Origin of the sequence: Veillonella parvula (genome assembly GCF_902810435.1) — a bacterium.
Taxonomy (GTDB): domain Bacteria; phylum Bacillota; class Negativicutes; order Veillonellales; family Veillonellaceae; genus Veillonella.
The window spans coordinates 461,137-487,908 of sequence record NZ_LR778174.1 but is presented as its reverse complement, the minus strand read 5'-3'; the positions used below and the strand labels follow the sequence as shown (position 1 = coordinate 487,908).

Here is a 26,772-nt window from a genome sequence, read left to right as displayed (position 1 = left end):
ATCCTCCTAAATATCTGCTGCTTTACTAGCTCTGCGAACACGTTTACGCATTGGTTTCTTTCGTGGAGTAGTTACTGTTGTAGTGGAATGGCCTCCACCTTTAACTACTTCCGCCAATCTATCCCAATCAGGATGGATTGAGTTCATACACGCTAGGTTATATACACGTAAATCCAAAGGTTCATTACGAACCCCTGCAGTAGGTTCCCATATTTCATGGATAACGCCCTTACGTTTTACTTTCTTCTTGTGTTCCGAAATGATCCCTTTGAAATACAACTCGTCATACCCTCTAGTTCCTAGGAATTCTTCATCCAAAGGGAAATGAAAGTACTTATCGCCAGGTTCATCGATGGCCAATCGGTTTATTACCTGTTGTTTCCCATCGTCTACACCTAGCATGACAAGTGGAATCTTGCTTCCAGATGCTTTACCAATCTTATAATTTAACGGTATGCCAGGTGTTCCGGCCGTACCTTTGATGGCAAATCGTTGCTTGCTGAAGTTCTTTTCACAGTATTTATATACTTTTGACGTGTAGTGACCGCCGGAGTCAATGAAAGCACGTGCTACTTTAAGCCCTGTTCCGTTCTTAAATCGGTACACCTTATCAAGCACCGCATCAAGTGCATCCCATGTCGCTTTATTATCAGGTTCTCCTAAGATAACACCCTTACAGATCCCCCAACATTCTTCACCGTACCCCCAACCGGTGATTTCATACTCTAACCGGTTGTCTTGTGTATCGACGGCACCAGTTAGCAGTAACACACCGTCCGGAAGGTCTGCGCCGTACTTCTCACGGCGCCTAATGAATTGTTGATAGTCTTCGAATGCACCTTGTTGCGCGTATGATTCACCAAAACGAGTATTCATAACTACTTTTTCACGTGTAGGGTCGCCTTTTGCCTCTAGCCATTCCCTCATTATGTCATTCCATGTGAGCCACGGAGACGTGAATCCATTCACAAAAAAACTGCGTATGCCATTATGCAACGCAGCTGGGTTTTTCGATATGTACTTTTGAGGGACTTTCCGCATTTCGTCTTCAGAGAATGTAGATCCGCAATCTGGACACCGCCATTTCACATCACTAACTACTACAATCTTCCGGCCTTTAGCGTCCTTATGTTCCTCTGTCTCACATTCCATCTCAGTATGTCGTATCAAATGATACTCACCACAATTAGGACACTCATGTTGCCACTCTTCTTGCGTACCTGTTTGATACTCTACATCGATTCGTGAGCTACCTTCATTAGTTGGCGTGGAGAATAGCCCCATAACTCTATTCCAGAATGTTGTCATACGTTTGGCAGCAAGGTCTACTGGGTCACCTTCTGTACCGGCACTATCTGGGAAACGGTCTACTTCGTCCGCAAGTAGCACACGCACAGGACGTGATGCCAATCCTGCCGGACTGTTCGCCCCACACATAATAAGACGGCCACCAGGGAATAACTTAGATAAGATTGTGTTCTTACCATCTCTTGTTTTGGCACCGTCTTCAGATTTCGTTTCATAGAATACCTGTGATAGTACTTTTGTATCACGGATCATTGGAGAAATACGAGATTTTGAATAATCTTGAGCCAATTCGATAGTCGGTTGAATCATCATCACCGCACATGGATCAAGATGAGCGTATCGCCCTAGGACATTATTCATGATATCTGATTTTCCCACTTGACTGGCGCTCTTAACCACTACACGATTGATACCAGGTTGCGTGAAAGCATCCATAATATCCTTTTGATATGGCGCTCTACTCGTTTTCCAACGCCCTGGTTCAGCAGAAAGGCCTTGTGATAGCATGCGATAATCGTCAGCCCATTGGCTAACACTGGTTTTTGGTAGTGGTTTTAGACCCATTTTAGAGACATATTGCCACAATTCTTTTGCCGTTTTCATGCCATCACCTCCTTTTTTAAACTAAAAAAGCGCACCCATTTGTACGCTTAACCTTGTACCATTTATAGATGTAAACATCATAGCTATTAATGCCTGAGTTTCGACATCCGTATGGCACACTACCTCCATATGTTTTATGTCATGTGCTGATATATTTAGTCCTTGTCTATATTTATATAAGAATTCAGGCATTGCCTTTTCTATCATCAAATATAAATAAAAGGGAATTACATTTCTCGGTTGAATCACCACATATTTTGCATCAACTTGTTGTGATGTATCTAAATATAATAACTCCCCTTTACTTGCAGATACTTGCAAGCAAATACAACCCTCCGGATACATTTGATTCTTCTTAGGACGCCCCAGTATATCAGCAACTTCCGTAATTTTAAATTTCTTGTAATTTTTTAACATTACACAAACATCTTTTGAAGTAAATACTTCTTAACATCTTCTATTTTTTTTATCACAGCTTCTTGCTCCTCAATTGTACAAGCACTATCAGAAGATACCAAGAATTCTGTAAATTCTTTTACAAATTCATCATGCTCCTTCTGCGCGTCTGGATCCGTACAAACTAATAGCTTTAACATCTCCGCAATTTCTAAACCCAACGTCCGACTTTCTCGATTAATTTCGTTCAGTTCTTTAGCAAGCTGTACTGCATCTGGTATTTCTTCAGGCTCAAAGCTATCAATATATCTAGGTATATTCAAGTTATAATCGTTTTCTTCTATTTCAGAAATGCTAACTTTTCTTGAATACTTTTCAATATCAGAACGATTGTTATAAGTATCAATAACTTTTAACACATGTTCTGATGTCATTATATTTTTGCTTTTATCCTTAACGAAACCTTTTTGAGCATCGATAAATAATATATCTTTATTTACTCTATTTTTCTTAAATACAAGTATACATACAGGTATCCCTGTATTGGTAAATAAATTAGATGGTAATCCTATTACCGCATCAAGCAAATTGTTTTTAATCAAATTTTGACGAATATCACCTTCAGCTTGTCCGCGGAATAAGACACCATGCGGTAAAATATACACTGCTGTCCCGTTATTTTTAAGAGAATAAATACCATCTAAAATAAAAGCATAATCTGCTTTACTTTTTGGTGCTAATTTATACCCATCAAAACGTTCATCATTAACAGGCACCCACGATAGACTATATGGAGGATTACTAATAATCGTATCAGCCTTATATGTACCTTCATCTATACATACTTCTCTGATAATCTGTGGCGCTTGATTACTAATCTCCACCTTATATTTCGCTATATTTTCTTGAGTTAGTACATTTCGTTCTATTACAACAGCAGGTACTCCGTTCATTACCAAATTAAAAAGTAAAAAACATATCGCATTTTTAGAATATTCCTCAAGCTGTAATACTACATCTGGATTATTCTTATACTTAGCTAGCGAAAGACCGCCTATGCCAGCACATACATCTCTTACACAACCATTAGTGGATATACCTGCTACGATATCCATAACACTTTGAGGCGTATAGTCTTGCATATAGTTTTTTCTATCTGCTGCTTTTTCTTCAAATTCCTGTAATAATCCAGAATACGAATAACAACCACTCATATTCGCAATTAATCTTTCTAGTTTATTATGATCAAGCAACACATCCATTAATACACCTGGTATTTCATGAAGCTCACGAACAGATAAGGCTTTCATCATGCAATCTAATATTGTCATTTTCGCACTTCCTCCTCATCTGCATCATCGCTATCCATGAATAATGACGGCGTATATTCACTTAATTCTAATAATTTGTCCTCGATTTCTTGAGTTAACAGGTTATATGCTTCCTCTTTTGTTACATTCTGTAATTGTGGAGCCAGTTTTGTTGGCAATCCTAATAATTGTGTACGCAAATTCACAAGCATTTCTGTCATAACCTGTTCTACAGTATCTGCTGAGTACACTTCGCCGTTCATTTTGGCTAGCTTCAACTCAGCAATCTTGCGTTTCGCACGTTCATTCTTGGCCTTTTCAACCTCGAATATCGCATCATCGGAACTGCTTTCCTCTTCAGCAGAAGATTGGCCCTTATATTTGACATAATTGATAACGGATTTGATAACCAGAATTTGGTTCTTTTCATCCGTTGCTAAAACCCCTTCTTGGAGCAGTTGCGAAACACGTTGACGCGAGAGCCCAAGTGCTTTTGCCAAGTTCGACTGAGAGGCTGTTGCTGTTTTCAAATCATCTGTAATTTTCACTTATCAATCAGCCTCCTTTCATTACCTGTATCACTAGCAAGGCCATAAAAAAATTAAAATCTAGGCAAATTTTGGGGTCTCGGCCACCGCATGCTTTTAATTTTTGCTAGAAGGACCCACAAAAAAATTGCTCAAAAATTTAACAAAACTCGGTATAATTTAAATTTATTTTTTTATTTTTACGACGAGACATACGGAGCTCATCTTCGTGACGGTGCCGTGCTACTTTAATACACTCTTATTCTGCTTATATTTACCGCATTCCTTATGTACCTTTGCAGTTTTTATTTTTACTAAAGAATGTGATGGCGCATACGATTTACACATATGATCAATATGAATGCCATTAGCTTTGCACCAACCCTTAACATTGTTTAAGCATCTTCGTTTCTCACAATACACATCAGTCAATCGTATTCACCTTGCCTCCTTATATTTGTATGCAAAAAGACCACCTAACCGTATAGATTAAGTGGTCTTTTCGTTTTAGTGTTCTAGGTATTCACTGTGTCGAGAGAGATTAATCGTTTCCCTATTAACTCACACTATCATTATAAACTGTCAAGAAGGACAGGTCTAGGACAGTTTTGGGACAATTTTCAGGCTAGCTTTGTGTTCAGTCCAATAACACCCCATAGCAAAACTGATAACTCTTCAATGCCTCTTGCAATATAACGTTTGATAGTCCGTACATCAGGCTTTTCAGGAAATGATTCTGCAATCTCTTCTAATGTTTCTCCATCAATATAATACCTGCGCATGCACTCGCAATACTTAAATTGTTTTGCGCTACACTTCTCAGCATAGATATCGAGCATGTTATTTACATGTCGCATCATCAATGCTGTTTTTTCTTTAGATTTAACAATCGCATTCACTTTCACAATGCTTTTATCGTCAAACATATCAATCAACAGTTCATTGAGCCATATATCTTCGGCTTGTGTCGAATCCGTGATAGCATTGTCTACGTATGATTGTAACTGACTATAATGCTTAAGCAGCTTGATCGTGTTGTGTCGAAGTTTACGACCTAGCTGTGCATTTTCTTGCTTTGCTAATTCATAGTAGGTTTTAGTAGCCACCTCAGTAGCCAACCTAGTAATTTTTTCAATTTCGCATTCATTCAAATGCATCTCCCCCTTTACGCTTTATTTTAGTCCGTATTGTGTTTTATTCCAGCTTCATGAAGATTCACTCATTAACGCATCAAAACGTTCTTATATATATGAAATTTTGCTTTTTATGGCCATTGATGACTATAGGAATATACTCATATGTTCTGTGATATGTACAATCACAAAATCATCGTCGTCATTTACAACCTCATCAGCCATAGTCCCGATGAATTTCCTGTTATCGTTTTCTAGTACACCAGCTAATTGCAATCCGTCCAAAATAAACTTCTTGGCAAAAGCCACATTGTCAGGATCATGCCTGGTCGATGAGTGCCATTCAAATAACAGGTCTACTTTCCCCTTAACCGATTCTATCTGTTGTGACACACATTGTGCTTTGACTTGCTCGGTACATTTTTTCTTCATCGCTGCAGCTGCTATAGTTGAGCCACGTTCACAGTCGATATACTCATTTAACGTTGGAAACCGGTTATGGGTTTTCTTTCTAAATCTAAACTGGCATCGCAATAGAATTTTCATCGGTGTGATTCTCCATTGAATATAGCCACCGCATATTCACCACGTAGGCGGTCATATACTCTTTGACTATAATTCTTTTCAGTCCAAGCATCGCTGTAATTCGTCGTAAGAATTATGGGTTTCATCCGGTTGTAGCGATCAATAATGATGCTTTCAACCTTAGATGGTACCCAATCAGATTTTGAGTACTCCGCCCCAAAGTCATCGAGCAATAGCAATGGGATATTCCGCAGTTTTTGCTCAAATCTTAGATAAGCTACATTGTCGCCTTTAGATAGTGTAAGCATGGTATCCAATAGATTAGGCATTGAAATCATTAGGCACCCTTTATCTAATGCCATAGCTTGTTTCAAGATACTCACCGCAATCGATGTTTTACCGGTACCAGCTGGGCCTCTTAATATGAGGCCCTTGCCAGAATCAAGATTAGTTTTCAGATTATTAGAATACTTTTTAACCACATCGTAAGCTTCAGCGTTTTCCTTTGAAAAACTACCATTTTTACGCAACCAGTCAAAATCCATAGAATAATAGCGCCTAGGAATTCCGACTGCAGCATAGGTTGTATTAACGTTTGTCTGAATGACTACTGGTTCGTCATATATCGGATAGAAGAACTCATTTTTTCCCGTGGACTCTTTCATATTCCGCTTGCCAGTCGACGTGTTCGTCCTTTCTCGAATTTTTTCGAGACACGCTTCTAGCATTGCTGTTACATTTGCTTGTTCCACCCTTTGCTGCCTCCTCTCTAATCTTATTATTTAGAACGGCTGTGATGTATGCGATACTAGCTTTCCCTACTTCGCTAGATTTACTAATAGCATTAATAACTTCATTTTCACCAAAGTCATTAACAAGACATTCTAGTTTCTCTTTTGTCACCGAAGAAATCTCACCTACATCATTCATATAAATTTTGAACACGTTTTTATATGAATCATGTTTTTTAGATTCATCAAACATGGATAAGATATTCTTATCTGATTTTTCATTTTCAGCGTCGCTATAATATGAATATGAATATATACTTTCCTTTCCTTTCCTTTCCTTTTGTTCGTTTTGTTCAACGACCGTTGAAGCTCGTTGAACGGTCGTTCGATTTTGTTCCTTTTTTCTTCTAGCTTCACCACTTTTAATGCCTGCGAGCCTACGTTGTTCCTGCTTTTTTTCAAATTTACTTCTTCGCTCTTCTTGTCTGCGGATTAAACTAGGAGACCAAAAATACTCGTCATCGCACTCAAGCAATTCAAAATCATAAATTAACGAATTTATGAACGAAAAAGATTTATTTGAACAAAAGAAACCTTGTTCATTTTCGTTCAACGGTCGTTCATTTTCGTTCAACGGTCGTTCATTTTCGTTCAAAATCCCTAACTCTTTATCAAGCGCAATAAAAGTATATTTTTTAAAAGGCAGTCTGTAGTCCTCGGATGAAGCTAGTTTTTCAATTAATTTCCACCACCAGGCATATGAAATAACACCAAACTCTGACTCCATTGCCACAATTTTAGGATCATTGCTCGCATTAACATCGTGGCTGAAGTAATATACATCCTTGGCCATTCATCATTCCTCATCTACAAATAAATTATCCTGGGCTCGACGTCCCATAATAAACCTTACGCATTCATCGATTAAGTCTTGAACTGAGATAGCAAATGTTGAGTCTGCATACTCTACATTCAGCCATCCAGTTTTAAATTTAAATTCATTAGGAGTGTTCATATCAGATACTACGCCTTCAACACAAACCTGATTAACAAGACCTTCGATTTCACCATACTTAAACTTAAAAGCACTTACAACAAATGGAATATTAAATTCATCAAAGAATTCAAAGTTTCTTTTTACAATATTCTGCAGATTGCTAAACGCTCGTAACAATTCGGGGCGTGGATCATCTTTTGATTTAAGTGTAAAAATATCAGTAAGGCCTGTGGCAGATGGTTTCTGATAGGCAATGCTGATATCGTTATCTTTAATTTGGATTGATTTAATAATCATAAGGAGCTCCTTTCTTGTTCTACGATTACTAATTTACCAGTAGCAGCTTGAACAGCTTGTTTAAATATTTCTGCATCTGAGTTGCTGTCAGATAAATGTAGTAGCCGTATGTCTTGACACTTAGTTAGGTCCATCGATTTGAGGAATTTAATAACGTTTTCTAGTGAAAAGTGAGATTGAATTAATCGTTCCATTCGTTTTTCGTCTAAATAACCAGCATCTACTTGTTGGTTTAAGATTTCATAGGAATGGTTACATTCAACCATGATATGATCAACATCTTTGAACGTATATCGGCAGTAATAGGTATCTGTAATGTAGAGGAGTTTTTCCTCGCCATCAGAAATTAAAAAGCCAACATTAGGAACGTCATGTTCTAATTCAAAAGGCAAAATACTGAAATTGCCTATCGTAAATTGAACCTTAGGTGTAATATATATGACTTTATGGTTCCCTGTTACATATAATGCATCTGCAGTATCTTTTAGCATATATACACGATGACCTAGCTTTAATAGATCATTTACGGCCTTGCTATGGTCTCCATGTTGATGTGTGAGCAACGTGCCACATAGGTGTAGAAAGTTAAAGCGACAATACCGTTGAATTTCTTTAAATGATAATCCTGCATCCAGTAGCAGTTCATCACCATTTATTGATGTTTTGATTCGGTAGCAGTTCCCTTTCGAGCTACTACCGAATGCTTGAATACTAATCACAATTAATCACCGAACATATTGACTACTTTTCCAGTTTCAGGATTAACAAATTCACTGGCAGGACCAGCGTCGATGTCAATGGCTTCAGAATTTGCATTATTAGCAATCGTTTCTGCTACGTCTGATTGGACATCGATAGTTTCACCTTCGAAATCAGGCGTGAGCTCGCCATTATTATCACGAATAACCGCGCCATCTACAGAGATTGCATTAGCCATGCTCTGCATTTCGACTGATAGAATGCCATATTTACTTAACAAACGTTTGAGTACTGTTTTGATGGCCATTGCGTCAAAGTCAGTTTTCCAAAGACCAAACCCCTTTTTGTATGTTTGGGAATACTTTATTGCGTGTGCTTCAGCATCTTCTTTAGACATATATAAATACTTTTCAAAACCATTAATTAGCTTGAAATAAGCGATGTAGCCAACTACATTATCACCAGTTCGTTCTCCTAATTCGAATTCACCTGTAAGTTTGTTGTGGTGTTTAATTTCGCCTTCATAGATTTCACTAGCATTAATGGTCTTATATTGACCTGTGCGCATGGCCAACTGGATATACCCTTTGTAACCCATTTGAAATTGAGCTTCATTAATTTTCTTTTTACTGTTGTAGAAAGGGACAATATAGGCAAACCCCAAGTTTTGATTAATTGGAAGGTCCAAAGTGGCTGCCATCACACCTGCAGTAATAACTGTAGTAGGGTCTGCTTTAGATAAAAGTTCATTATTATTAGATACAGAAATCAAGCTAGACACAAAGGCCGCTGATTTTTTACCCAAGATTTCATTAAAACGTTTCTTTACCGACTCACTAGACACCATAGTTTTAAGCGATGGTGTTTGAGTTTGTGCTTTTGTTACTTCACCCATTATGTACCTCCTATGCCGTTTTATCGGCATCTACTAATTCAATTAACGGAAAAACTCCATTTTGCTTTAACAAATCGTATATAAATAGCCGGCCTTTTTGAGTCCAATATGTATGCATATGTGCTTTTTCTACATCATCAATAAATGTTTTGCTTGATGTATACCCTTTATCTGCATATTTAGCATATAGAAACCAAACACCGCTTTGTTTAAATTGCACTTTTTTATCGGCTAGAAATTTATTAAGCCAAGTTCCGCTTTTCCCATAGTCTTTAGCAATTTGAGTAATGCTTAGCAACTCTTTATTTTGCAAAATAACATCGTAATAATTGGCTTTCGGCTGCAACTCTGCTAATTGTTGATCTTTCATAGAGATAGACAACTTATAGTTCTCTATCGTTCTATTAGCGACTTGCAAGGCTCTTGCCATTACTTTTTCGGGAGAATTCCAATTCCTCTCAACTTGAATAAAATATTCTCGAGCTTGTCGGCCTTTTTCATTTCGAGATAGCATGCATAATTGCTTCGCCATATCAATTGTAAGTTCATGGTCAGTGATAATGCGTTTAACCTCTCGATTGCCTTCAATTTGAACTCGCTCTTTTTTGAGCGGGTTGAAATCTATACCAACTTCAAAACCATATTCACACATTCGAGGGAACCAATCTTTATATTCTGTTCCAATTTCTAAAAACATATGTAAATCTCTACCACTTACATATTGAGCATTTTCTACAACATTGATAGGTACTAATTGCATTCTTCATACTCACTTTCTTTTAAATGGTCATAATATACTGATTTGTTAACTAATTTAATTGCTTTTTTTAGCGAAGATAACGATTCTCCTACAGTTAGCTCGTGCTCAGACAAAATAGTATAAATGTATGCTGCCATTTCATCTGTACTCATAATTACTTTATGATTATTTGCCATACTTACACCTCCTTAACCACAAGTTGTGGCTCTGATTCGTCAACGATCAATTTAATTGTTTGACTATTAACAGGGATAAAGTCAGTAACAGCTTCCGCGTTATCGATAAACACTGGAGCATTAACTTTATAATAGCTAGTTAATGCATTGATAATGTCTAATCCGACATTAATTCTCGCAGCATTATTCATGCTACGGTATGGTACCCCTTTATAGGTTGTTTCGCAACATTCTTCAACGTTTCCATTTAGCATAACGTTGAACATTTTAAAACGAGCCAATTTAAACCTTGCGTTAATGCTTTCTTCCAACATGTTAACTTTGGCTTTTACGAACTCATCCATAAGATATGATGCCTCATCGAGTTCATTCTTTTCGGTAACAAGTTTTTGCTGTTGGTTTTCCAATTCAATAACACGATTTTCAATATCATCAATCAATTTGAATTTATTCAATTCAGTCTCGAGATTTGCTTTTTTAGATTTCAAAGAGGATATTTCGTCCTCAAGTCTTGCAAGTTCTTCGGTATCTGCACCTGGTTCCTCTTCAATCTCAAGCAAGAATAATTGTGCTTTTAAGTCAGCATATGTAGGATCATCTTCGACATTAGGTTCAGAATACGCTTCATATTCTTCACGTTTAATATCTCGCTCCTTGCTTTGTAGGGTAATGTCATCTATTAATCCGTCAGCTTTCAACGCCATCGTTTTCTGCTGCTCTTCATAATTTCCTTTTAACTTAGCAGCACTATCGATAAGGCCTTTCCATTCTTCAAGCTTTTTAGATTTATTAGCATTAAATTCTGCCTCGAGTTTTTCCTGCTTATCCGCCGGCAATTGCTGCCCGCAAGTAGGGCAAGCCTCTTTACTAAACTGCTGAGAGTTAAATGTGTCGAATTCAGATGTTAGAGTTTCGATGCGTTTGGCTTCTCGCCCAATTTCTTTATCAAGCTCGTTGCTTCTATCCATGCATCTATCTCTTTCAGCTTCAGTCGCCTTTAATTTAGATAGTGCCGTTTCGTATTCGCTGCGCAAATGTTGTTTGCGTTTATGGTAATCGGATAGTATGTCTGAACGTCTGACGTCTAATTGACGATTAATGTCACGAATTTTAGACTGTTTTTCTGTAGCGCTAAAACCGTTTTTAATAATGGCCTTTTGTTTTTCAACATCATCAATGCCAGTTGATAAAGTTTTAATATCACTGATTAGTTTATCTTTATCAGCCATAACTTCAGGTTTATTTCGCACAGCTTCATCAATACGAACCGGAATCATATCAAGTTCTTTATTAATAGCTGTTTTCTTGCTAGCGATAACTTTGCGTTGATCATCAACCGTCCGACCATCTAATAACTCAGCTAAACGTTTTAAATCTTCACAACTATTAATTACAGCAGCATCGTCAATATCCCCGCACATTTCCAAGAGTAATTTGCGACGATTTTGCCAGGAATACGTTTCGTTAAAGTACAATGGATTTGTAATCAATTTGAAGATGTTTTCATCAACCAGAGAATTTACAATCTCTTTGTATTCTTTTTCTTTCTTAGGTACACCATCGACAAAATAGTCTGTCGTATGACCTGTTAAGGTAACATCCCCACCACGAGGGGATGAATACTTTTCACGATATACTCGCTGTAATTCAATCGTCCCGCCGTCATCTAATGTAAAGGTCCCAGTTACTTCGTGATTGACTTTATGGATAGGTTCGCCCCCATCCAATGTTTTAATTTCAAAATCGGCCCTATCTAGGCTATCTTTGCCAAATAGTAACCAACACACAGAGTCAAATACAGTCGTTTTACCAGTAGCATTATCGCCACGGATTACGACATCGCCACTAATATTTATGGCAAAGAACTTTAGACCTTTAAAATTTAGTAATTCTAATTTTGTGAGTTTCATATCATTCTCCTATACAACAGTGGCATCCACATCGATGGTGTGCGGCTCAATCTGCAATTGATTGGCCCATTGCATTACCGTCGAGTTAATTTGAGCATTCTTTTTTAGTTTTTCATTAGCGAAGAGCTTCGCCTGCACTAAGTCGAATATTTGACGACCTTTCTTTTTACTTTTATTGGCCAATTCTAGGCATGCGACCGGTTTCATAGCATCGTCAGTAACTATCACTATTGCGGTAGTACCTTTCATGACTCTATCTCTGTATGATCCAACGCAATTTTTTAACCGTTTACCTACAGTCATTAAATCAGCTGCAGTCTTAGGAATCATAAAGTGCATCCCATTTACATCAGCTTGTAGCTGAGGAATTTCCGGAAGCATTACGTCACCGTACTCTTGTTTGTTGTAAATATTAACTACAACATCATGGAAGTCTTTTAATTTGCAGTCAGTACTCCAAACTTGAGCTATATACTTACCATTAATTTGACTGTACATGCTAACTATATCCCTAATATCTGATGCAGTAACATTTAGCAAATACCGTAATAAATTTCGCTCCCCATATCGTTTGGAAAGTCCACGCCACATATTAAAGATTTTTTCAGACCTAACGCCCATATTTTCATCTAAATGAGCAGCATTAACTATTTTTGCAGATACATCATCGAATCCTTTGTCTCGATTAAGAGTCAATATTGTCCTTCGATTATTTTCGTCTTTAAAAACATTCAGCATATCTGATAGCTTAACAATCATAGGGTCATTAACCATCATGCTACGCAATAATTTACTATCAGGAGCTCGATGATAAATTCGCAATGCTTCTAAGAATCCGGTCCCATTTTTAGTCATAGTTAAAATCGAATCATCAAAATGCAGATCTCTTATGGAACCAATCCAATAGCGTGAAGTCCATTTGATGTTGCTTTTAATAATTTTAGTTATAGAAGGCATGTCAGGAGCCCTGAGTTTTAAGCTCATATTAACTAGCATGGAAATACCATATCCGCCATATTCACTAATCGAATGTGGGATATAAACATCTTTTACTTTATATCCACACTGTTCTGTTAAGCGCTTTTCAAACGTTAGGCGCAGGCTCTTAAAGAGTTTGGCCAAATGTTCTTTATTAACTCCATGTACTGCATACGATTTCCCTATGTATTTTAAAATTGGCATAATCGGATTATCAGAATCACGAATATAATCGACTGTGAGTTCATGTTTTCTCTTATCTTCATCGATATAAAAAGCTTTTCTGGCTTTGAAATCAAAACGCAAAACTTCTTTATAAGAGCCATCTTCAGACGTTCCATCCCAAAATAGCTGAATACCTTTATATTTAATGCGAAGATCGAGAAAGTCTTTGCAATTAATGACCTCAAAAAACATTTCTTTAGGAAATAATTCCTCGTCATCAGATGCAATCACTACTTTATGAACATATGGTTCGGAGCGAGTTCCACAATTAGGGCAAACATAATATTTCGCACCTGTATAATATCCGCAGCCCATGCTATATTTGCGGTTCCATGTGCCACCAAATGTATGATTGCAATCACAATGGTGAATTGTTGTGTAAGCAGCATCATAATGTTTTTCAATTATGATGCTATCGAACATTTTACGGATGTATAAACTTGACACAGTTTCCACAGAACGCCACCGCCTTAATCATCGAACATGGAAAAGATGTTCGAATTTTCTTCTACACTAGGTTCAGCCGTTGGTTTGCTATCAACTGGCGTAGGTTCTTTAGCGGTTTTAGTCTTACGTGTACGCTTTGGCTTTTCTTCCTTTGCGACATCTTCCGTTTTGTCTTTAGGAGTAGCTGTCTTAGGAGGCTCTACCACATCAAAGGCTTTTACAATCGCGTTAGACGCTTTCATAACGCCTTCTGTGTATGCAATACCAGCTTGGTATTCCTCAGCGTTACCAGGGTCCATTTCAATGGCTTTATGTAATATATCTAGCGACTTCTTGCATATATCTGCTTGGCTTTTAAATTGTTGTTTAGCCATATTTAAGCCTCCTTCTCTGCCATGATGGACTTCAAATCAGTAATTAAGTCATCGGTCAAAGAGTCGCTAGATGGACGAGTAACACCATGCTTGCTAAAAATTGCAAGTGCTTTTTTTGCTTTTACCCCATCTTCACCCATCCATTCACGGAACTCCTTATAAAAGGCTTTTTTATCTACCGGTTCAGCGGCAACGTCTAGTTCTGTATCTTGTTTAGGTGTTTCTATTGGAGTCCGTTCTTCGACCTTTGTTGTTTCAGCAAGTTTAGGTTCTACTACTGTCTCGACCTTTTCTTCTTTTTTTGCTTTTATTGGATTGCCTTCGAAGTCTGTCACATGAAAGTCTTGTGTTTGTTCTGATTTAGCGACTTTATTTGGTGCTTTTTCTTCTTTCACTTCAGCTTTTTCAACCTTCACCACTTTAGGCTCGACCTTAGATGTTACAGCCTCTACATCAATAGTTTCACAAACTGTTCCCGCAGGAGCTTTACCATCATGGCAATTACCGCAGCATTGATGATTAAGTCGTTCATTCCAATCTGCAACTTGTACTGCTAGATCGTCTAATGTATTGAATTTAATAGTTAAGATATTTTGATTTTCCATGATAGTTTCTCCTTTAGAATTTAAACAATAATTCATCATCAACTAATTTCCCTTCCACAATTTTGGGAATTCCAATCTCCTGGAGTTTACGAATTACGCTACGACTTTTTGATATATAAATAGTGTTTCTTTCAATTTGTATTGCTGTTGGGTTAATCACATATGGCTCTGTTTCAAGCGCAGGCGCCACACAAATAACTTTATTATTAATATCTATACCAACCTTGAAATATTCCGGCCCTTTTAACTTTCTGTAAGCCGTCATTGAAAGCTTGATATAGCTATTTGTAGTCACTATCGCTACCTTTTGTAATGATTCGTGTTTGCCCCTGTTGTCTGCAAAGAAATTAAAATCAAATGCATTTACAGCAGGTTTAGATTTTATTGCTTTTATTTCAGGCATTTTATCTCCTTATCTGGTATAATTTACATAGGATATTTTTTATCTTTGCTCGTTACTCATTGCCGTGAGTACGAGCATTTTTACTTTTACGGCGGATATGTTCATCGTGGCAAGGTTTGCACACTCTAATCGCCTTACGATTTATCTCGTCATAAATGTAACTGTAAGTATATGGAATTAACCTAACTCCACATTTAGTACATGCAACTCGTTTCATGTAGCACCTACTAAATCATCATTAATACGAATATGCTACTAATTAATGCACACACGCTCATGATCAATGCAACAAAAAACATTGCCTGTATGATAGATTGCATATCATTCACTCCTTTCAATAAATGCTGTATATAACAATAAGATTAGTGATGCGATGAAGCTTAAATATAATGCTCCATCTGAAAGGCCATATCCTTGAATATCGGACCCTTCCAAAACAAACACCATGCAAGCTGCTAGTGCAATTAAAAACATTTTCATACCTATTCCCCTATTCGTGCCTGGCACCGTTTCGCTAGCCAAGCATTAAACGACTCTACGTGGATAAGACGTTTGCCCCCACGCTTACCGATTTTCATGGACGGAAAATCAAAGTCTTGCGCCCATTCTCGGATTACCGTTTCCGGTACGCTAGCAAGCTCTGCAGCTTCCGCAACAGTAATGCACATTTTATTCATACATGCCTCCTAGCAGCCACATGCTAATCGGAACAACCATACTATGACGAACACGCTTATGCCCGAAGATATGCCTACTGCTAAAATCCATAAGCATACTGAACATAATTCATATAGTGATTCTTTATTCATAGCTACCTCCTATCTAATTTAGGGTTGTAGTAATCGTTTTCCCAGAAATCGTCGGACTCGTCTCGACCAACTCCTAGTGCATCACAAATATCGCCAATAGTTGATAATCGTACCGATTTGCCTGCAAGAGCACGATTTAACGTATCTCTTGAAATCTCCGCTGTCCGAATCAGGTCAGCTTTTGATATATTAAGTTCTTGCATACGTTCGCGAATCGCTTCGCCGTACATTCTGGTCGTGAATTGTTTCATAACCGGTCCTCCTAATTCTTACACGTTAGTTATCGGTTTTCCGTTATTTTTTCTTAAAAAAAAGAGAGTCAATAGTTTCCATATCTAGCTTACCGGCAGGCATGCCGTTAGCAACCTTATCAATTTCTTTTTGTGTAAAAGGAACCTTATTTGATAAGCGCTGCCCGAGTTGTGTCGTGCCTATGCCAAGAAATACGGCAAACTCTTTAAGTGTACGGAAGTTAATTTTAATAAACTCTCGTAGATTAGTATAATCAAATTCCATATTTCCACCTCCTTCCGTTATCGGTTTTCCGTAACTAAATGATACATCGTTTCTCTCTCTTTGTCTATCGGTTTTCCGTTTAAGTTTGGTTTAATATTTACATTTGACGGTTTTCCGTTTATAATAACTGTATAGTTAGTCCTAGAGGAGAATGAATTATGAGCACCCAATTTATAAATCGTTTAAAAAGTGTTATGGCAGATCATAAAATATCCCAGAACGAATTAGCTAAGCGAACAGGTATTCGCCAATCTTCTATATCAGACTGGCTAAATAATAGATACGAGCCTAAGCAAGATAAGGTATACCTCTTAGCAAAAGCTTTAAATGTAAGCCCTGCGTGGCTACTGGGATATGATGAGCCTAATACCCCCCCTGTGCAATCCATGTTCACATCTTCCCCTGTAGATGATGTTGAAGGCTACTACGACGACCCTGAAGCAGCCGAATTCGCCGAGTACCTACGCAAGCGCCCAGGGGCTCGTATGCTCTTCTCTGCTGCCAAAGACATCAGTAAGGAGGACTTAGAGAAAGCAGTCGAATATATAGAGCTTTTGAAACTAAAAAACAAATAATACACAAGGGAGAGTGTTATATTGGTTGTTAATTTAATATACTGCGACTTACCACATGCCAATGCTGTGTCAGAGGAATGTGAAGATGTAGATACTCATAACATCTACATAAACAAAAACCTCCCGCATGATCGTATGCGAGAGGAAATAAAGCATGAATTGATGCATATAATTAACGATGACTTCTATTTAGAGCAACACGTTAATCTAGTAGAACAAATGGTCCGTCGAACGAGTATTGACGATGCTGAATTAGAAAGTATTAACTTTTATCATCATGTATTATAAGGGATTATATAAAAGGGAGATTTTAAAATGAAAAAATTGTTAGTATTAGCAGCACTAGTTACCACAATGAGTGTTTCCGTAGCGTCCGCAAAGGAATTTAATGGAGACCGCTGGCAATGGTTTTATTCAAATTCTGATTACACAGGGAAAGTCGATTTAAACACATTGTCCTACGACCCTTCTACCGACACAGCTAGGGCTTGGGCCGTATGGGTACGAACTTCAGGAACACAAGAACTTTTATCTTATAGAATCCATTTCTCTGATAATTCCGTTGATCTATTTGATAGAAACATATATCGAAGTGGATCTGATTCCATAATTAGTAACTATAATTTTAACGGCCAAAACCATGTCGCTGCCCCAGGCATGGGCGATGAAGCACTTATTGCTTCTGTAAAAGGGTTAGTCGGTCGTGACGCTAAATTAGCAGACTACAAAAAACAAAAAGCAGATGAAGCACATCTTCAGGAACAAAAACGCATTGAAGAACAGCAAGCTGCCGAAAAGAAAGCTAAACATGAACGCAATCGAAATGTTTTAAGAGGAATATTTGGGATATAACAGGTTTTAATACAGGGAGGTTAGTATATGGGATTTTTTAATAGCGAACCGAAAGTTATCGAGAGCCCTACAAAGGACTTTATGGGCCAACACTTATACCACTTAGATGGCATTGGTGCTAATTTATTTGTATATGATACATGTGTTGTTATCGATCGCACCCAAGGCGGGCTATTTAACTTAGGTAATCGAACATATAAGATTATTCCAATAAAGAACATCTTAGCCATTCAAGTAAAATCAACTGGTGTTACTTCCGGATTTTTGGAATTCGCCACATACGGTCACGAAAATACATCGATGAAAGGCTTTGACAGGACCAACGATGAAAACAATATCAACTTTAACAGTGAAAACTCAGTAAATACTGCTAGGGAAATTGTTAAATATCTAGTGCCTAAAATTTGTTAGGCAGTGTAATTGCAAAGAAAAAGACCCTTGCGTATACGCAAGGGTCAATATAATGGGAAAAATCTTAATATTTCCTTTCAATTCTACGAGACGAGTAAGATACTCATGTTGTGTCTCTAAGCATTTATATAAATTTATATGTTTAGTATATCAAATAGGTACATAAAATGTCAAAAATTATTTACACTAAAAGAAAAAATCGAATTTTAAAATTACCAGCTACTTTATCGTTTAAGAACAGAAATTTAGTCGATTTTAATTCGTATCTTTCTATTTTTGATTGGTCTTACGATGGCGATAGCTTAATAATTGACGGTAGTAATTGTGTTAATGCTAATTATCAAGCTTTATCACTCTTAATATTATATATCTGGTTTTTAAAATCAAAAGGTTGTTATGTAAAAATTTATTGTAATAAACAATCTACTCTTGGACAAATGTGGTACCGTTTAGGGGCTCCTGGCTGCTACAATGTTTTTGAAAATAGCACAGAAAACTTCCGTTTTATTTATGATAAACCAATGTTTGCTATTCGAAACCAGTCAACGGATATTCCGTCTGCATTAGACAAAATTTTAGACTATACTACACAAATTGATATGGACTTAATTTCTGGGCATGAAGGCACTTTGAGATACATTGTATCCGAACTACTCTATAACACTTTAGAGCACGGCTACAATCCTACTATACCTTCCCTATTACAATTTAATTGGTATAAAAACAAAGGGCAGTTATCATTCATAATCGCCGACTTAGGTATTGGCGTAAAAAAGCATTTAGAAAAAACATACTCTGTATTTACTTCTGATATGACGGCCTTAGAGTATGCCATTAAGCCCGAAATTTCAGGAACATTTGGTGCACCTAAACGACCTTATGAGGGCCAAAATAACGCAGGGATGGGACTATATCTTTCTTCTAACATAGGGAAAACCTTAGAAGCAGATATGTATATTGTTTCAGGTCAAGGCTTGTTGCACATATCACCGACAGATATAACATCAAACACACTTCGGCACCCATGGCCAGGTACATTTGTTTATATGACTATCGGATTTGATAAATTTAAAACATTTGATATCAACGATGAACTAGAAAGATTGCGGCAAAAGGCAAAAGCTGAAGTTGACGCTCGCAAAAATATAGATGCTTCAAAAGAAATTGTTATTGATATGTATAACTATTTTGGAAAACATTGTGAGGTAAAATACGAAGCCATAAAGCAAAGGGATAAACGTATCCTACCTGCTTTAACTGAAGGTAAAACAGTTGTATTGGATTTTACTGAAGCTGAGACCGCAACCCATAGTTTTTTAGTTGCTTTATTAGCAACTCCTATCTGTAATACAGGCATCAAAGCATATAAATTAATAAAAATAAAAGGTGCTAAGCCTCCGATTCGAGCAACTATAGATTTTATTTTTGATAGTTATACACCTGAAGATTAAAAAAAATAAGCCCTCATCACAGTGAGGGCTACTAAAAACTGCATACCTTAGAGGCACTTCATTTTTACTCCAATATCATTATACCACATAAAACCTCTAAGGCTTGTTTTGTTTTACCTATTTTATTAAGCCGAGGAGGTTATTTTTATGGCTAAAAAACGATCTGACGGCCGCTACCAGGTATCTAAGGTGATAAATGGTAGGAGAAAATACTTTTATGGTAGTACCAAGAAAGCTGCCATAGAATCTATGGAGAAATATATAAACGCTAACCAATCATGCGCCAATTTCGATGCTACCATCTCATTAAATACATGGATTAATATATGGTTACAACTAAAAGAGAAAACCATAACTCCGGCCACCTATCAAAGTTATACGGGAATCATAAATCGTTATATCCGGGATAAAATTGGCGGTGTAAAGCTAGCAGAAATAAAACCTAATACATTACGCTATGTCTTTGAGTCAATGGACGGATTGTCATCAAGAACTATCTCCTATACGATGACAATTCTAGGCTCTATCTTAGAGCAAGCAGTGAAAGATGATATCATCCCTAAAAATTATATGAAAAATATAGACAGACCAAAGCAAGTTAAAGTCCGCCATATGGTAACGTTGTCTGTAGATGAAGTTAAGAGCTTCTTATCTAATATATCTAATTCTGAGCATCACGCACTCTTTAAATTAGCATTTGCAACTGGCATGCGCCGCTCAGAATTATTAGGCTTACGATGGTCTGATATCGACTTTAAGAAATCGACCATATCTATCTCACAAACAGCACTCAAAATCGGATCAACTGCAGTTATATCCAATACGACTAAAACTACATCATCTAAACGGATAATAGCCATTGATGCGGATACACTTCAAGAAATTATGAAACATAAAACAGTCATCGATAAGCGCAGAATCAAGACGATGAACTGGATTAATAATAATTTAGTATTTCCTGGCATTAAAGGTGGTCCTCGCTGCCCTGATGAAGTCAGCAAGTTATGTAAGAAATACGCCAATTTAATCGGTAAGCCAACTTTTACTATGCACGGTACAAGACATACCCACGCCACACTTCTTATTGAAAACGGGGCAAATATGAAAGCCATACAAGAACGTCTAGGACATGCTTCATTTCAAGAAACAATGGATACTTACTCTCACGTTACTCCCAAAATGGAGGATGACATCGTGGAACGCATCTCTAAAATATTCTGATGTCAAAATGATGTCAACCCCCATAAGACTTTATGATGTCAAACAAAAATAAGGGCTTACAGAATTACCTGTAAGCCCTTATTTTATTAGCTTGGTGCGGTTGGCGGGACTTGAACCCGCACGAGCGTTAGCTCACCACCCCCTCAAGATGGCGTGTCTGCCATTCCACCACAACCGCATGGAATACAAATGGTGCCTCAGGACAGAATCGAACTGTCGACACACGGATTTTCAGTCCGTTGCTCTACCAACTGAGCTACCGAGGCATGATTTTTTGTAAAAAAAAATGGCGACCCCGATCAGATTTGAACTGACGATCTTCGCCGTGACAGGGCGACATGTTAACCGCTACACCACGGGGCCGCGTATCAACTCGCGTTGACTACTTGTACATAATATCATGGATTTTAGAGCAATGCAACTATTTTTTTTAAAAATATTATTACAAATCTATGAAAATAATTGATTATATTTGATAATCGTTATTTTATAGCTTTTATAAAAGTATCTCTATATTATATTACAGGAATCCACCCTTTATCGTCATAATTCATCAGTTTTCGCAATAGTACAATTTTCTCTATAAGCTATAATAGGTATACCCTTTACTAGAAATCATCCTATTCTTTACTCAATATGCTACAATATGTATATATTCAATATGAAAATGCCGCTATAGAAACATGAAAGGATTCGCTATGAATAAGTTCAATTCAAAAGGTATTATTATCGCTCTTATCATAGCTATTGTAGGAGCGATGGCCGCAGCATGGTACTTCTTATGGTATGTACCACATACACCAGCCTACACATTAAAAATCATTCACCAAGCAGTACAAGATAAAGATGCAGACGAAGCATTACGCCACGTAGATATAAAATCCATTGTAAAAAACATTGTAGAACGAGAAGGCAATAAATATGTCGATACATCTACCCCACTTGGTAAAGCTACAATAGCCGCTACCAAAACATTTGGACCAGCTCTTATCGAAGACGTAATACGGACATATATCGAAGATCCTGACAGTTTTAAATCTGAATCACCTACCAATAATACTACTACAGCAAATGATGATAATAAGTCTATGGTAGATCGTCTTGTAGAAGGTCGCCTATTTAAGGAACATGATGTAGAGGTTAAAAACCTGAAGTCAGAAGATAATGGTGATACGGCTACTGTGACTGTAACGATACAAAATAATAAAAAGAATATGACAAAAGATATAAGAGTTTTGATGCGTCATTTAGGAGATGGAACATGGGTAATTTACGATATTCCTGATATCGAGGACCTATATACTATCACTAGAAAATAAATATCTTTGTCTTTTCTAACATTTTAAATTACAGATCTTAGAAAACGTAAAAAAGAGCTATGTCGTTTTTCTAGATGAGCCATTTACATTGTAAAACCAACAAAGGACAGTATCTACTGAAAAGTATATACTGTCCTTTTATTATCCTATAATCTTAACAATCGTAAGTTCTCATGTAGGACGAAATTATACATAACTTAATTAGCAAATATAACTAAATCCATTAAAAATGAGATTTTATCTATCAAAATCTACAATAGCCAAGGTTACAGTCACTTGTGAGATAAGGCGTTGTGCATCATCTATCATATCAAAGCGCCACACATGGGATGTCTTACCTTTTACTAGTAAAGTTCCTAACGCTGTTAAGGATCCTTCACACTTTACAGGGCGTAGATGGTTAGCAGTTACAGATTGTCCTACACCAAATTTATGAGAATCTACCAGTTCATTACTCATCATACCTGCAATAATTTCTGCAAAAGCTAATGTAGCACCACCGTTTAAATAGCCTTGTGGTTGTTTGTGAAACTCAGTTAAATTCATTTTTGCAATACATGTGTTATCACTCGTCATACGAGGAGCATCAATTTGTAAGGATTCAATTAAATTCATAGTGTTCGTTTCTCCACACAATACGACTCTAGTCTATCATCAAAGACTGTTACACCTAGTCCATCTCCATCGGGAACATGCATAACACCATCTTTAAATGTTAAATCTGGGAAAATAAGATCTTGTCCAAAATATCTATTTGAGTCAGATAAATCCCCTGCCATATAGGAATCTCCTAATGCGGATAGCTGGACATGAAGCATTTTAGAAACCCCTGACTCTACCATGCTACCAATCCAATATAGAATATGACGTTCTCTACATAGATTAATAGCCGCTTTCGTTGGAATAAGACCACCCATTCGCCCTACTTTTACATTCAACACATCGATTAAGTCATATTCAATAGCATAGGACAGATCATCATATCCTAAAATGGACTCATCTAAACAAATTGGCGTATAGATTTTCCAATCGTCATCATTAAGACATTCCCACTTCCAATCTCTATAAGATTGAAGGTTTGCCATCGCAAAGGGCTCTTCAATACAAGCTAGACCTAAATCATCATACTGACGCACCTTATCGATTTCTTGATACGAATAGCTTCGATTTGCATCAGCCGCTAAAACTAAATCCGGATAATGTTTGCGAACTAAAGCTACTCGTTCATAACCATCTACAGGATTTACCTTTAATTTAATCCGCTTACAACTACTTGTAACATGGCACTCTACAATATCGAGTAATTTGTCTATTGGTACATCACCGACAACGACACCACTTTCAATAGTATCTTGTAAAGCTTGTCCCATAATATAAGAAACAGAGTTTACACCTATTCGTTCGCAATGAAGATGAATGAGTGCATTTTCTAGAGCCGCAATGGCCATAGGCATATTATCTCGATTGAGCCAAAACTGTAATTGTCGTACATAGGTCATGAGCGGTTTAGGCCGCATCAAGCGCAGATTAAAGATATAATCATCTACTAAGGTTTTCCAACAGGTTTCTACTGTCTCAAATGTATAGAATGGCTCTGTGAAAGCTACGCATTCCCCATACCCTACATAACCTTGTTGATCCTCGATACGGATTACGATGGTTTCCCGCTCTTTTACCTCCCCCTTGGCGGTCTTGAAGTTAAAGTTCAGCGGTAATTTAAGGCGATATGTAGTTATACTTTTAAAGTTTAAAATATCATTCATAAGCGCCTCAGTTTTCTAATTTCAATTCATTGCGCAATATTTTGCCAGTTCCATTTCGAGGCAATGCGGTTAATGCTTTTACATATTTTGGAACCTTATATTTCGCTAAAGAGTTCGACATAAAAGCTAGAATATCCTCTGGTAGCAGACTTTTACCATCATGAAAGGCCACAAAGAGGGCTGGCACTTGTCCCCATTTAGCATCAGGTACAGGCACAACGGCACATTCCTTCACCGATGGCAACGTATAGACCAAATCCTCTAGCTCCTTAGGATAAATATTTTCACCCCCAGAAATGATGAGATCCTTACGACGATTCAAAATATAAACAAAGCCATCCTCATCGATGTAACCAATATCATCTGTATTAAAGTCTCCATCGATAGATTCCTTGTTGATATACCCAGACATAACCATCGGGCCCGTCAAATGAATTTCGCCTACCCCATCCGCATCAGGGTTATCGATGCGAACCTGCATGCCAGGCAATGGCTTACCTACAGATTCTCGTTTATCAGGATAATCCAATACAGAAAAGGTAACGCTTTGACTAAAGGTTTCCGTCATGCCGTAGGTCTTAAAGATAGGCAGCGATTTCTTTTCACAAGCATCGATTAGTGCCATCGGAATGAACTCTCCACCGAGCAAGATAACGCGTAACTTATGATTTGTAATATGTGGCTCTAATTGAGTCAGAATGGTAGGCACTAAAGACATCATATTAATATTCTCAGATTCTATGAGTTTGAGAACTTGAGCTTCATCATATTTAGGCAAAATAGTGACAGCCGTTCCATTATAAAGAGACCTCATCAAGATAGATAAACCACTCACATGAAACAGAGGCAGTACCATTAGCCAATTATCCTGCTCTGTTTTCCCTAGTACCTCTTGGGATGCTTGTACATGAGTTTTAATTTGTCCCCATCGAAGCGGTACAGACTTAAATTGCCCCGTAGTAGCGCTCGTATTCATGATAGCAGCTATGTCTGCGTCCGCAAAGGTCCAATCAAAGGAATCCTCGCCCGCTAAATCCGATAGAATACCTTCTAAAGTTTCAAACTCAATTGTAACAATTGAATTAGCAGCCTCCAAACCAACGGAATGAGATAACTGATTTTCAACAGAATCTGATACTATAGGAGCAACTAAATTTGATACTTGAGTTTCAACGGCATCAGGCAATTGATTACGTCGTTCTTTACTATGTAATACGGTGGTAACACCTAATTGATCCAATTGGTTCGCTATTTCGTTTGGTTTAAGATGTACATTGAGTAAAAGGACCTCTTTGTGAACTAGCATAGCAGCCAACACATACATTGCCATGGTCAAAGAATTATCGGATAAGATAGCCACACGAGATGCATCTAAAGGCACTAAATTACGAGCTACATGGAGTACGCCACGGTATATATCGTTATAGGTGTATTCATTTATGCATATACGATTAGGGTAGTGCTGTGCACCATAACGTAACCACTCCATCATCTCACCTCGTATCTAAACCTAATCACTAATAAGTAATCACTAATTACCAATTACCAATAAATAGTAAATAGTAAATAGTAAATAATAAGTAATAACTAAAAAATAATAATTGAAATATGATAAATAAAGAGATATTACAAGAAAGGCGCCTCCTATAGAGGCGCACTTGTTGTTTTAACCGTTAATATAGTCCGTCATATAGGACTGTATCGACTCCCAATTAAGGGAATTTAGGGAATTGTTTGAAGTTAGGTTTCCGTTTTTCTTTGAACGCGTCACGACCTTCTTTCGCTTCATCAATTGTATAGTACATCAATGTAGCGTCCCCTGCGAATTGTTGTAAACCTGCAAGGCCATCTGTGTCGGCATTGAAAGCGCCTTTCAACATGCGCAAAGCCATTGGAGATAATTCAAGGATTTCGCTACACCATTGAACTGTTTCTTCTTCCAATTTGTCGAATGGTACCACAGTATTAACCATGCCCATTTCATACGCTTGAGCTGCTGTGTATTGACGGCACAAGAACCATACTTCGCGAGCGCGTTTGTGACCAATCATACGAGCCAAGTAACCTGCGCCATAACCAGCGTCGAAGGAGCCTACACGAGGACCAGTTTGACCGAACTTAGCATTTTCAGAAGCAATTGTAAGGTCACATACGATGTGCAATACATGACCGCCACCGATAGCATAACCATTAACCATTGCAATAACAGGTTTAGGGATGACGCGAATTAAGCGTTGTAAATCGAGAACGTTCAAGCGAGGCACATTGTCTTCACCTACATAACCACCGTGACCACGTACGCTTTGGTCACCGCCGGAGCAGAATGCCTCTTTATCTTCGCCCTTACCGTGGTTAGCACCAGTCAATACGATTACGCCTACTTCGTTATCTTCACGAGCTACTGTGAAAGCATCAATTAACTCCATTACCGTTTTAGGACGGAATGCGTTGCGCACTTCTGGACGGTTAATAGTAATCTTTGCAATGCCATTATATGTTTCGTAAATTACATCTTCATAATTACGATCCAATACTTTCCAATCAAATTTGCTCATG

The 26,772-nt window shown here is 37.5% G+C and carries 32 protein-coding genes, 3 tRNA genes and 1 pseudogene; 8 read left to right on the top strand and 28 right to left on the bottom strand.

Annotated elements, in window-relative coordinates; all coding sequences use genetic code 11:
- Positions 1-6 precede the first annotated feature (6 nt).
- The 21 genes from FNLLGLLA_RS02015 to FNLLGLLA_RS01915 all read right to left on the bottom strand — a co-directional run bounded on the left by FNLLGLLA_RS02015 (position 7) and on the right by FNLLGLLA_RS01915 (position 16,624).
- A complete protein-coding gene (locus tag FNLLGLLA_RS02015; protein WP_174892219.1) occupies positions 7-1,911 on the bottom strand; it encodes a phage terminase large subunit family protein in 1,905 nt (634 codons plus the stop codon).
- A 21-nt stretch (positions 1,912-1,932) separates the two neighbouring features.
- Complete coding sequence (locus tag FNLLGLLA_RS02010) at positions 1,933-2,328, bottom strand: hypothetical protein (protein ID WP_174892218.1); 396 nt, start codon at positions 2,326-2,328, stop codon at positions 1,933-1,935.
- The gene (locus FNLLGLLA_RS02005; protein WP_174892217.1) at positions 2,328-3,638 is read right to left on the bottom strand and encodes an N-6 DNA methylase; all 1,311 of its coding nucleotides are present in this window, start codon (positions 3,636-3,638) and stop codon (positions 2,328-2,330) included. Before FNLLGLLA_RS02005 ends, FNLLGLLA_RS02010 begins: the two co-directional genes overlap by 1 nt.
- Positions 3,635-4,117, bottom strand: coding sequence for a hypothetical protein (locus tag FNLLGLLA_RS02000; protein ID WP_232055004.1), 483 nt, complete (start codon positions 4,115-4,117; stop codon positions 3,635-3,637). The genes FNLLGLLA_RS02005 and FNLLGLLA_RS02000 overlap by 4 nt, the downstream gene beginning before the upstream one ends.
- 647 nt (positions 4,118-4,764) lie before the next feature.
- A complete protein-coding gene (locus FNLLGLLA_RS01995) occupies positions 4,765-5,301 on the bottom strand; it encodes a hypothetical protein (RefSeq protein WP_232055003.1) in 537 nt (178 codons plus the stop codon).
- A 123-nt stretch (positions 5,302-5,424) separates the two neighbouring features.
- Positions 5,425-5,823, bottom strand: coding sequence for a RusA family crossover junction endodeoxyribonuclease (locus FNLLGLLA_RS01990; protein ID WP_174892113.1), 399 nt, complete (start codon positions 5,821-5,823; stop codon positions 5,425-5,427).
- Entirely contained in the window at positions 5,820-6,467 is a 648-nt protein-coding gene (locus FNLLGLLA_RS01985; protein ID WP_174892214.1) for an ATP-binding protein, read from the bottom strand. The genes FNLLGLLA_RS01990 and FNLLGLLA_RS01985 overlap by 4 nt, the downstream gene beginning before the upstream one ends.
- Positions 6,442-7,386 (bottom strand): Lin1244/Lin1753 domain-containing protein, encoded by a 945-nt coding sequence (locus FNLLGLLA_RS01980; RefSeq protein WP_174892213.1) that lies wholly within the window; start codon positions 7,384-7,386, stop codon positions 6,442-6,444. Before FNLLGLLA_RS01980 ends, FNLLGLLA_RS01985 begins: the two co-directional genes overlap by 26 nt.
- Before the next feature lie 3 nt (positions 7,387-7,389).
- On the bottom strand, positions 7,390-7,827 hold the full coding sequence (locus FNLLGLLA_RS01975; RefSeq protein ID WP_174892212.1) for a hypothetical protein: 438 nt from the start codon (positions 7,825-7,827) through the stop codon (positions 7,390-7,392).
- A complete protein-coding gene (locus FNLLGLLA_RS01970; protein ID WP_174892211.1) occupies positions 7,824-8,546 on the bottom strand; it encodes an MBL fold metallo-hydrolase in 723 nt (240 codons plus the stop codon). The genes FNLLGLLA_RS01975 and FNLLGLLA_RS01970 overlap by 4 nt, the downstream gene beginning before the upstream one ends.
- A gap of 2 nt (positions 8,547-8,548) precedes the next feature.
- Entirely contained in the window at positions 8,549-9,421 is an 873-nt protein-coding gene (locus tag FNLLGLLA_RS01965; RefSeq protein WP_174892210.1) for a recombinase RecT, read from the bottom strand.
- Positions 9,422-9,431: 10 nt separating this feature from the next.
- Positions 9,432-10,181 (bottom strand): phage antirepressor KilAC domain-containing protein, encoded by a 750-nt coding sequence (locus FNLLGLLA_RS01960; protein ID WP_174892209.1) that lies wholly within the window; start codon positions 10,179-10,181, stop codon positions 9,432-9,434.
- Positions 10,172-10,357, bottom strand: a complete 186-nt coding sequence (locus tag FNLLGLLA_RS01955; RefSeq protein WP_174892208.1) for a hypothetical protein — start codon at positions 10,355-10,357, stop codon at positions 10,172-10,174. The genes FNLLGLLA_RS01960 and FNLLGLLA_RS01955 overlap by 10 nt, the downstream gene beginning before the upstream one ends.
- 2 nt (positions 10,358-10,359) lie before the next feature.
- Positions 10,360-12,267, bottom strand: a complete 1,908-nt coding sequence (locus FNLLGLLA_RS01950; protein ID WP_174892207.1) for a hypothetical protein — start codon at positions 12,265-12,267, stop codon at positions 10,360-10,362.
- A gap of 9 nt (positions 12,268-12,276) precedes the next feature.
- Complete coding sequence (locus FNLLGLLA_RS01945; RefSeq protein ID WP_174892206.1) at positions 12,277-13,926, bottom strand: PcfJ domain-containing protein; 1,650 nt, start codon at positions 13,924-13,926, stop codon at positions 12,277-12,279.
- 14 nt (positions 13,927-13,940) lie between these two features.
- Positions 13,941-14,291, bottom strand: coding sequence for a hypothetical protein (locus FNLLGLLA_RS01940; protein ID WP_174892205.1), 351 nt, complete (start codon positions 14,289-14,291; stop codon positions 13,941-13,943).
- A 2-nt stretch (positions 14,292-14,293) separates the two neighbouring features.
- The gene (locus tag FNLLGLLA_RS01935; RefSeq protein WP_232055002.1) at positions 14,294-14,896 is read right to left on the bottom strand and encodes a choline-binding protein A; all 603 of its coding nucleotides are present in this window, start codon (positions 14,894-14,896) and stop codon (positions 14,294-14,296) included.
- A gap of 13 nt (positions 14,897-14,909) precedes the next feature.
- Positions 14,910-15,299 (bottom strand): hypothetical protein, encoded by a 390-nt coding sequence (locus tag FNLLGLLA_RS01930; protein WP_174892203.1) that lies wholly within the window; start codon positions 15,297-15,299, stop codon positions 14,910-14,912.
- 482 nt (positions 15,300-15,781) lie between these two features.
- Positions 15,782-15,976: a helix-turn-helix domain-containing protein gene (locus FNLLGLLA_RS01925; RefSeq protein ID WP_118091000.1), complete on the bottom strand. Its 195-nt coding sequence runs from the start codon at positions 15,974-15,976 to the stop codon at positions 15,782-15,784.
- A 134-nt stretch (positions 15,977-16,110) separates the two neighbouring features.
- Positions 16,111-16,359, bottom strand: a complete 249-nt coding sequence (locus FNLLGLLA_RS01920) for a helix-turn-helix domain-containing protein (RefSeq protein ID WP_174892202.1) — start codon at positions 16,357-16,359, stop codon at positions 16,111-16,113.
- 43 nt (positions 16,360-16,402) lie between these two features.
- A complete protein-coding gene (locus FNLLGLLA_RS01915) occupies positions 16,403-16,624 on the bottom strand; it encodes a DUF739 domain-containing protein (protein ID WP_174892201.1) in 222 nt (73 codons plus the stop codon).
- A 158-nt stretch (positions 16,625-16,782) separates the two neighbouring features.
- Between FNLLGLLA_RS01915 and FNLLGLLA_RS01910 the strand changes: the two genes are divergently transcribed.
- The 7 genes and pseudogenes from FNLLGLLA_RS01910 (at position 16,783) to FNLLGLLA_RS01885 (ending at position 21,134) form a co-directional block, all read left to right on the top strand.
- Entirely contained in the window at positions 16,783-17,199 is a 417-nt protein-coding gene (locus tag FNLLGLLA_RS01910) for a helix-turn-helix transcriptional regulator (protein WP_197922993.1), read from the top strand.
- 66 nt (positions 17,200-17,265) lie between these two features.
- A pseudogene (locus tag FNLLGLLA_RS09840) lies at positions 17,266-17,322 on the top strand (ImmA/IrrE family metallo-endopeptidase); the annotation flags it as partial.
- A gap of 36 nt (positions 17,323-17,358) precedes the next feature.
- Positions 17,359-17,487: a hypothetical protein gene (locus FNLLGLLA_RS09835; RefSeq protein ID WP_269472816.1), complete on the top strand. Its 129-nt coding sequence runs from the start codon at positions 17,359-17,361 to the stop codon at positions 17,485-17,487.
- A gap of 27 nt (positions 17,488-17,514) precedes the next feature.
- Entirely contained in the window at positions 17,515-18,051 is a 537-nt protein-coding gene (locus tag FNLLGLLA_RS01900; RefSeq protein ID WP_174892200.1) for a hypothetical protein, read from the top strand.
- Positions 18,052-18,078: 27 nt separating this feature from the next.
- Positions 18,079-18,462, top strand: a complete 384-nt coding sequence (locus FNLLGLLA_RS01895; RefSeq protein WP_174892199.1) for a hypothetical protein — start codon at positions 18,079-18,081, stop codon at positions 18,460-18,462.
- 167 nt (positions 18,463-18,629) lie between these two features.
- Positions 18,630-19,913 (top strand): STAS-like domain-containing protein, encoded by a 1,284-nt coding sequence (locus FNLLGLLA_RS01890; protein ID WP_174892198.1) that lies wholly within the window; start codon positions 18,630-18,632, stop codon positions 19,911-19,913.
- A 147-nt stretch (positions 19,914-20,060) separates the two neighbouring features.
- Positions 20,061-21,134: a tyrosine-type recombinase/integrase gene (locus tag FNLLGLLA_RS01885; protein ID WP_174892197.1), complete on the top strand. Its 1,074-nt coding sequence runs from the start codon at positions 20,061-20,063 to the stop codon at positions 21,132-21,134.
- Positions 21,135-21,226: 92 nt separating this feature from the next.
- Here FNLLGLLA_RS01885 and FNLLGLLA_RS01880 read toward each other — a convergent pair.
- The 3 genes from FNLLGLLA_RS01880 to FNLLGLLA_RS01870 form a co-directional block, all read right to left on the bottom strand.
- Positions 21,227-21,312, bottom strand: a tRNA-Leu gene (locus tag FNLLGLLA_RS01880).
- 12 nt (positions 21,313-21,324) lie between these two features.
- Positions 21,325-21,400, bottom strand: a tRNA-Phe gene (locus tag FNLLGLLA_RS01875).
- A gap of 21 nt (positions 21,401-21,421) precedes the next feature.
- Positions 21,422-21,497 (bottom strand) — tRNA-Asp (locus tag FNLLGLLA_RS01870).
- Positions 21,498-21,832: 335 nt separating this feature from the next.
- Here FNLLGLLA_RS01870 and FNLLGLLA_RS01865 point away from each other — a divergent pair.
- On the top strand, positions 21,833-22,453 hold the full coding sequence (locus FNLLGLLA_RS01865) for a DUF2939 domain-containing protein (RefSeq protein WP_004697968.1): 621 nt from the start codon (positions 21,833-21,835) through the stop codon (positions 22,451-22,453).
- A gap of 237 nt (positions 22,454-22,690) precedes the next feature.
- On the opposite strand, the gene FNLLGLLA_RS01860 is transcribed toward FNLLGLLA_RS01865, so the two are convergent.
- The 4 genes from FNLLGLLA_RS01860 to menB all read right to left on the bottom strand — a co-directional run bounded on the left by FNLLGLLA_RS01860 (position 22,691) and on the right by menB (position 26,771).
- Complete coding sequence (locus FNLLGLLA_RS01860) at positions 22,691-23,068, bottom strand: PaaI family thioesterase (RefSeq protein WP_156697161.1); 378 nt, start codon at positions 23,066-23,068, stop codon at positions 22,691-22,693.
- On the bottom strand, positions 23,065-24,216 hold the full coding sequence (gene menC, locus FNLLGLLA_RS01855; RefSeq protein WP_156697160.1) for an o-succinylbenzoate synthase: 1,152 nt from the start codon (positions 24,214-24,216) through the stop codon (positions 23,065-23,067). The genes FNLLGLLA_RS01860 and menC overlap by 4 nt, the downstream gene beginning before the upstream one ends.
- Positions 24,217-24,223: 7 nt before the next feature.
- Positions 24,224-25,708, bottom strand: a complete 1,485-nt coding sequence (gene menE, locus FNLLGLLA_RS01850) for an o-succinylbenzoate--CoA ligase (protein WP_156697159.1) — start codon at positions 25,706-25,708, stop codon at positions 24,224-24,226.
- A gap of 220 nt (positions 25,709-25,928) precedes the next feature.
- Positions 25,929-26,771, bottom strand: coding sequence for a 1,4-dihydroxy-2-naphthoyl-CoA synthase (gene menB / locus FNLLGLLA_RS01845; RefSeq protein WP_004693709.1), 843 nt, complete (start codon positions 26,769-26,771; stop codon positions 25,929-25,931).
- Position 26,772 lies beyond the last annotated feature (1 nt).

What these genes read in the sequence shown, in the direction of transcription:
- FNLLGLLA_RS01920 (WP_174892202.1), bottom strand. Translation starts at nt 16,359, where the DNA reads ATGAAACAATTCACGACCAGAATGTACGGCGAAGCGATTCGCGAACGT.
- FNLLGLLA_RS02010 (WP_174892218.1), bottom strand. Translation starts at nt 2,328, where the DNA reads ATGTTAAAAAATTACAAGAAATTTAAAATTACGGAAGTTGCTGATATA.
- FNLLGLLA_RS01930 (WP_174892203.1), bottom strand. Translation starts at nt 15,299, where the DNA reads ATGCCTGAAATAAAAGCAATAAAATCTAAACCTGCTGTAAATGCATTT.
- FNLLGLLA_RS01940 (WP_174892205.1), bottom strand. Translation starts at nt 14,291, where the DNA reads ATGGCTAAACAACAATTTAAAAGCCAAGCAGATATATGCAAGAAGTCG.
- FNLLGLLA_RS02015 (WP_174892219.1), bottom strand. Translation starts at nt 1,911, where the DNA reads ATGAAAACGGCAAAAGAATTGTGGCAATATGTCTCTAAAATGGGTCTA.
- FNLLGLLA_RS01890 (WP_174892198.1), top strand. Translation starts at nt 18,630, where the DNA reads ATGTCAAAAATTATTTACACTAAAAGAAAAAATCGAATTTTAAAATTA.
- FNLLGLLA_RS01995 (WP_232055003.1), bottom strand. Translation starts at nt 5,301, where the DNA reads ATGCATTTGAATGAATGCGAAATTGAAAAAATTACTAGGTTGGCTACT.
- FNLLGLLA_RS02005 (WP_174892217.1), bottom strand. Translation starts at nt 3,638, where the DNA reads ATGACAATATTAGATTGCATGATGAAAGCCTTATCTGTTCGTGAGCTT.
- FNLLGLLA_RS01865 (WP_004697968.1), top strand. Translation starts at nt 21,833, where the DNA reads ATGAATAAGTTCAATTCAAAAGGTATTATTATCGCTCTTATCATAGCT.
- FNLLGLLA_RS01860 (WP_156697161.1), bottom strand. Translation starts at nt 23,068, where the DNA reads ATGAATTTAATTGAATCCTTACAAATTGATGCTCCTCGTATGACGAGT.
- FNLLGLLA_RS01960 (WP_174892209.1), bottom strand. Translation starts at nt 10,181, where the DNA reads ATGCAATTAGTACCTATCAATGTTGTAGAAAATGCTCAATATGTAAGT.
- FNLLGLLA_RS01885 (WP_174892197.1), top strand. Translation starts at nt 20,061, where the DNA reads ATGGCTAAAAAACGATCTGACGGCCGCTACCAGGTATCTAAGGTGATA.
- FNLLGLLA_RS01990 (WP_174892113.1), bottom strand. Translation starts at nt 5,823, where the DNA reads ATGAAAATTCTATTGCGATGCCAGTTTAGATTTAGAAAGAAAACCCAT.
- FNLLGLLA_RS01985 (WP_174892214.1), bottom strand. Translation starts at nt 6,467, where the DNA reads ATGAAAGAGTCCACGGGAAAAAATGAGTTCTTCTATCCGATATATGAC.
- FNLLGLLA_RS01975 (WP_174892212.1), bottom strand. Translation starts at nt 7,827, where the DNA reads ATGATTATTAAATCAATCCAAATTAAAGATAACGATATCAGCATTGCC.
- FNLLGLLA_RS01900 (WP_174892200.1), top strand. Translation starts at nt 17,515, where the DNA reads ATGAAAAAATTGTTAGTATTAGCAGCACTAGTTACCACAATGAGTGTT.
- menE (WP_156697159.1), bottom strand. Translation starts at nt 25,708, where the DNA reads ATGATGGAGTGGTTACGTTATGGTGCACAGCACTACCCTAATCGTATA.
- FNLLGLLA_RS01955 (WP_174892208.1), bottom strand. Translation starts at nt 10,357, where the DNA reads ATGGCAAATAATCATAAAGTAATTATGAGTACAGATGAAATGGCAGCA.
- FNLLGLLA_RS01980 (WP_174892213.1), bottom strand. Translation starts at nt 7,386, where the DNA reads ATGGCCAAGGATGTATATTACTTCAGCCACGATGTTAATGCGAGCAAT.
- menC (WP_156697160.1), bottom strand. Translation starts at nt 24,216, where the DNA reads ATGAATGATATTTTAAACTTTAAAAGTATAACTACATATCGCCTTAAA.
- FNLLGLLA_RS01895 (WP_174892199.1), top strand. Translation starts at nt 18,079, where the DNA reads ATGGGATTTTTTAATAGCGAACCGAAAGTTATCGAGAGCCCTACAAAG.
- FNLLGLLA_RS01965 (WP_174892210.1), bottom strand. Translation starts at nt 9,421, where the DNA reads ATGGGTGAAGTAACAAAAGCACAAACTCAAACACCATCGCTTAAAACT.
- FNLLGLLA_RS01915 (WP_174892201.1), bottom strand. Translation starts at nt 16,624, where the DNA reads ATGGAATTTGATTATACTAATCTACGAGAGTTTATTAAAATTAACTTC.
- FNLLGLLA_RS01910 (WP_197922993.1), top strand. Translation starts at nt 16,783, where the DNA reads ATGAGCACCCAATTTATAAATCGTTTAAAAAGTGTTATGGCAGATCAT.
- FNLLGLLA_RS01935 (WP_232055002.1), bottom strand. Translation starts at nt 14,896, where the DNA reads ATGGAAAATCAAAATATCTTAACTATTAAATTCAATACATTAGACGAT.
- FNLLGLLA_RS01925 (WP_118091000.1), bottom strand. Translation starts at nt 15,976, where the DNA reads ATGAATAAAATGTGCATTACTGTTGCGGAAGCTGCAGAGCTTGCTAGC.
- menB (WP_004693709.1), bottom strand. Translation starts at nt 26,771, where the DNA reads ATGAGCAAATTTGATTGGAAAGTATTGGATCGTAATTATGAAGATGTA.
- FNLLGLLA_RS01950 (WP_174892207.1), bottom strand. Translation starts at nt 12,267, where the DNA reads ATGAAACTCACAAAATTAGAATTACTAAATTTTAAAGGTCTAAAGTTC.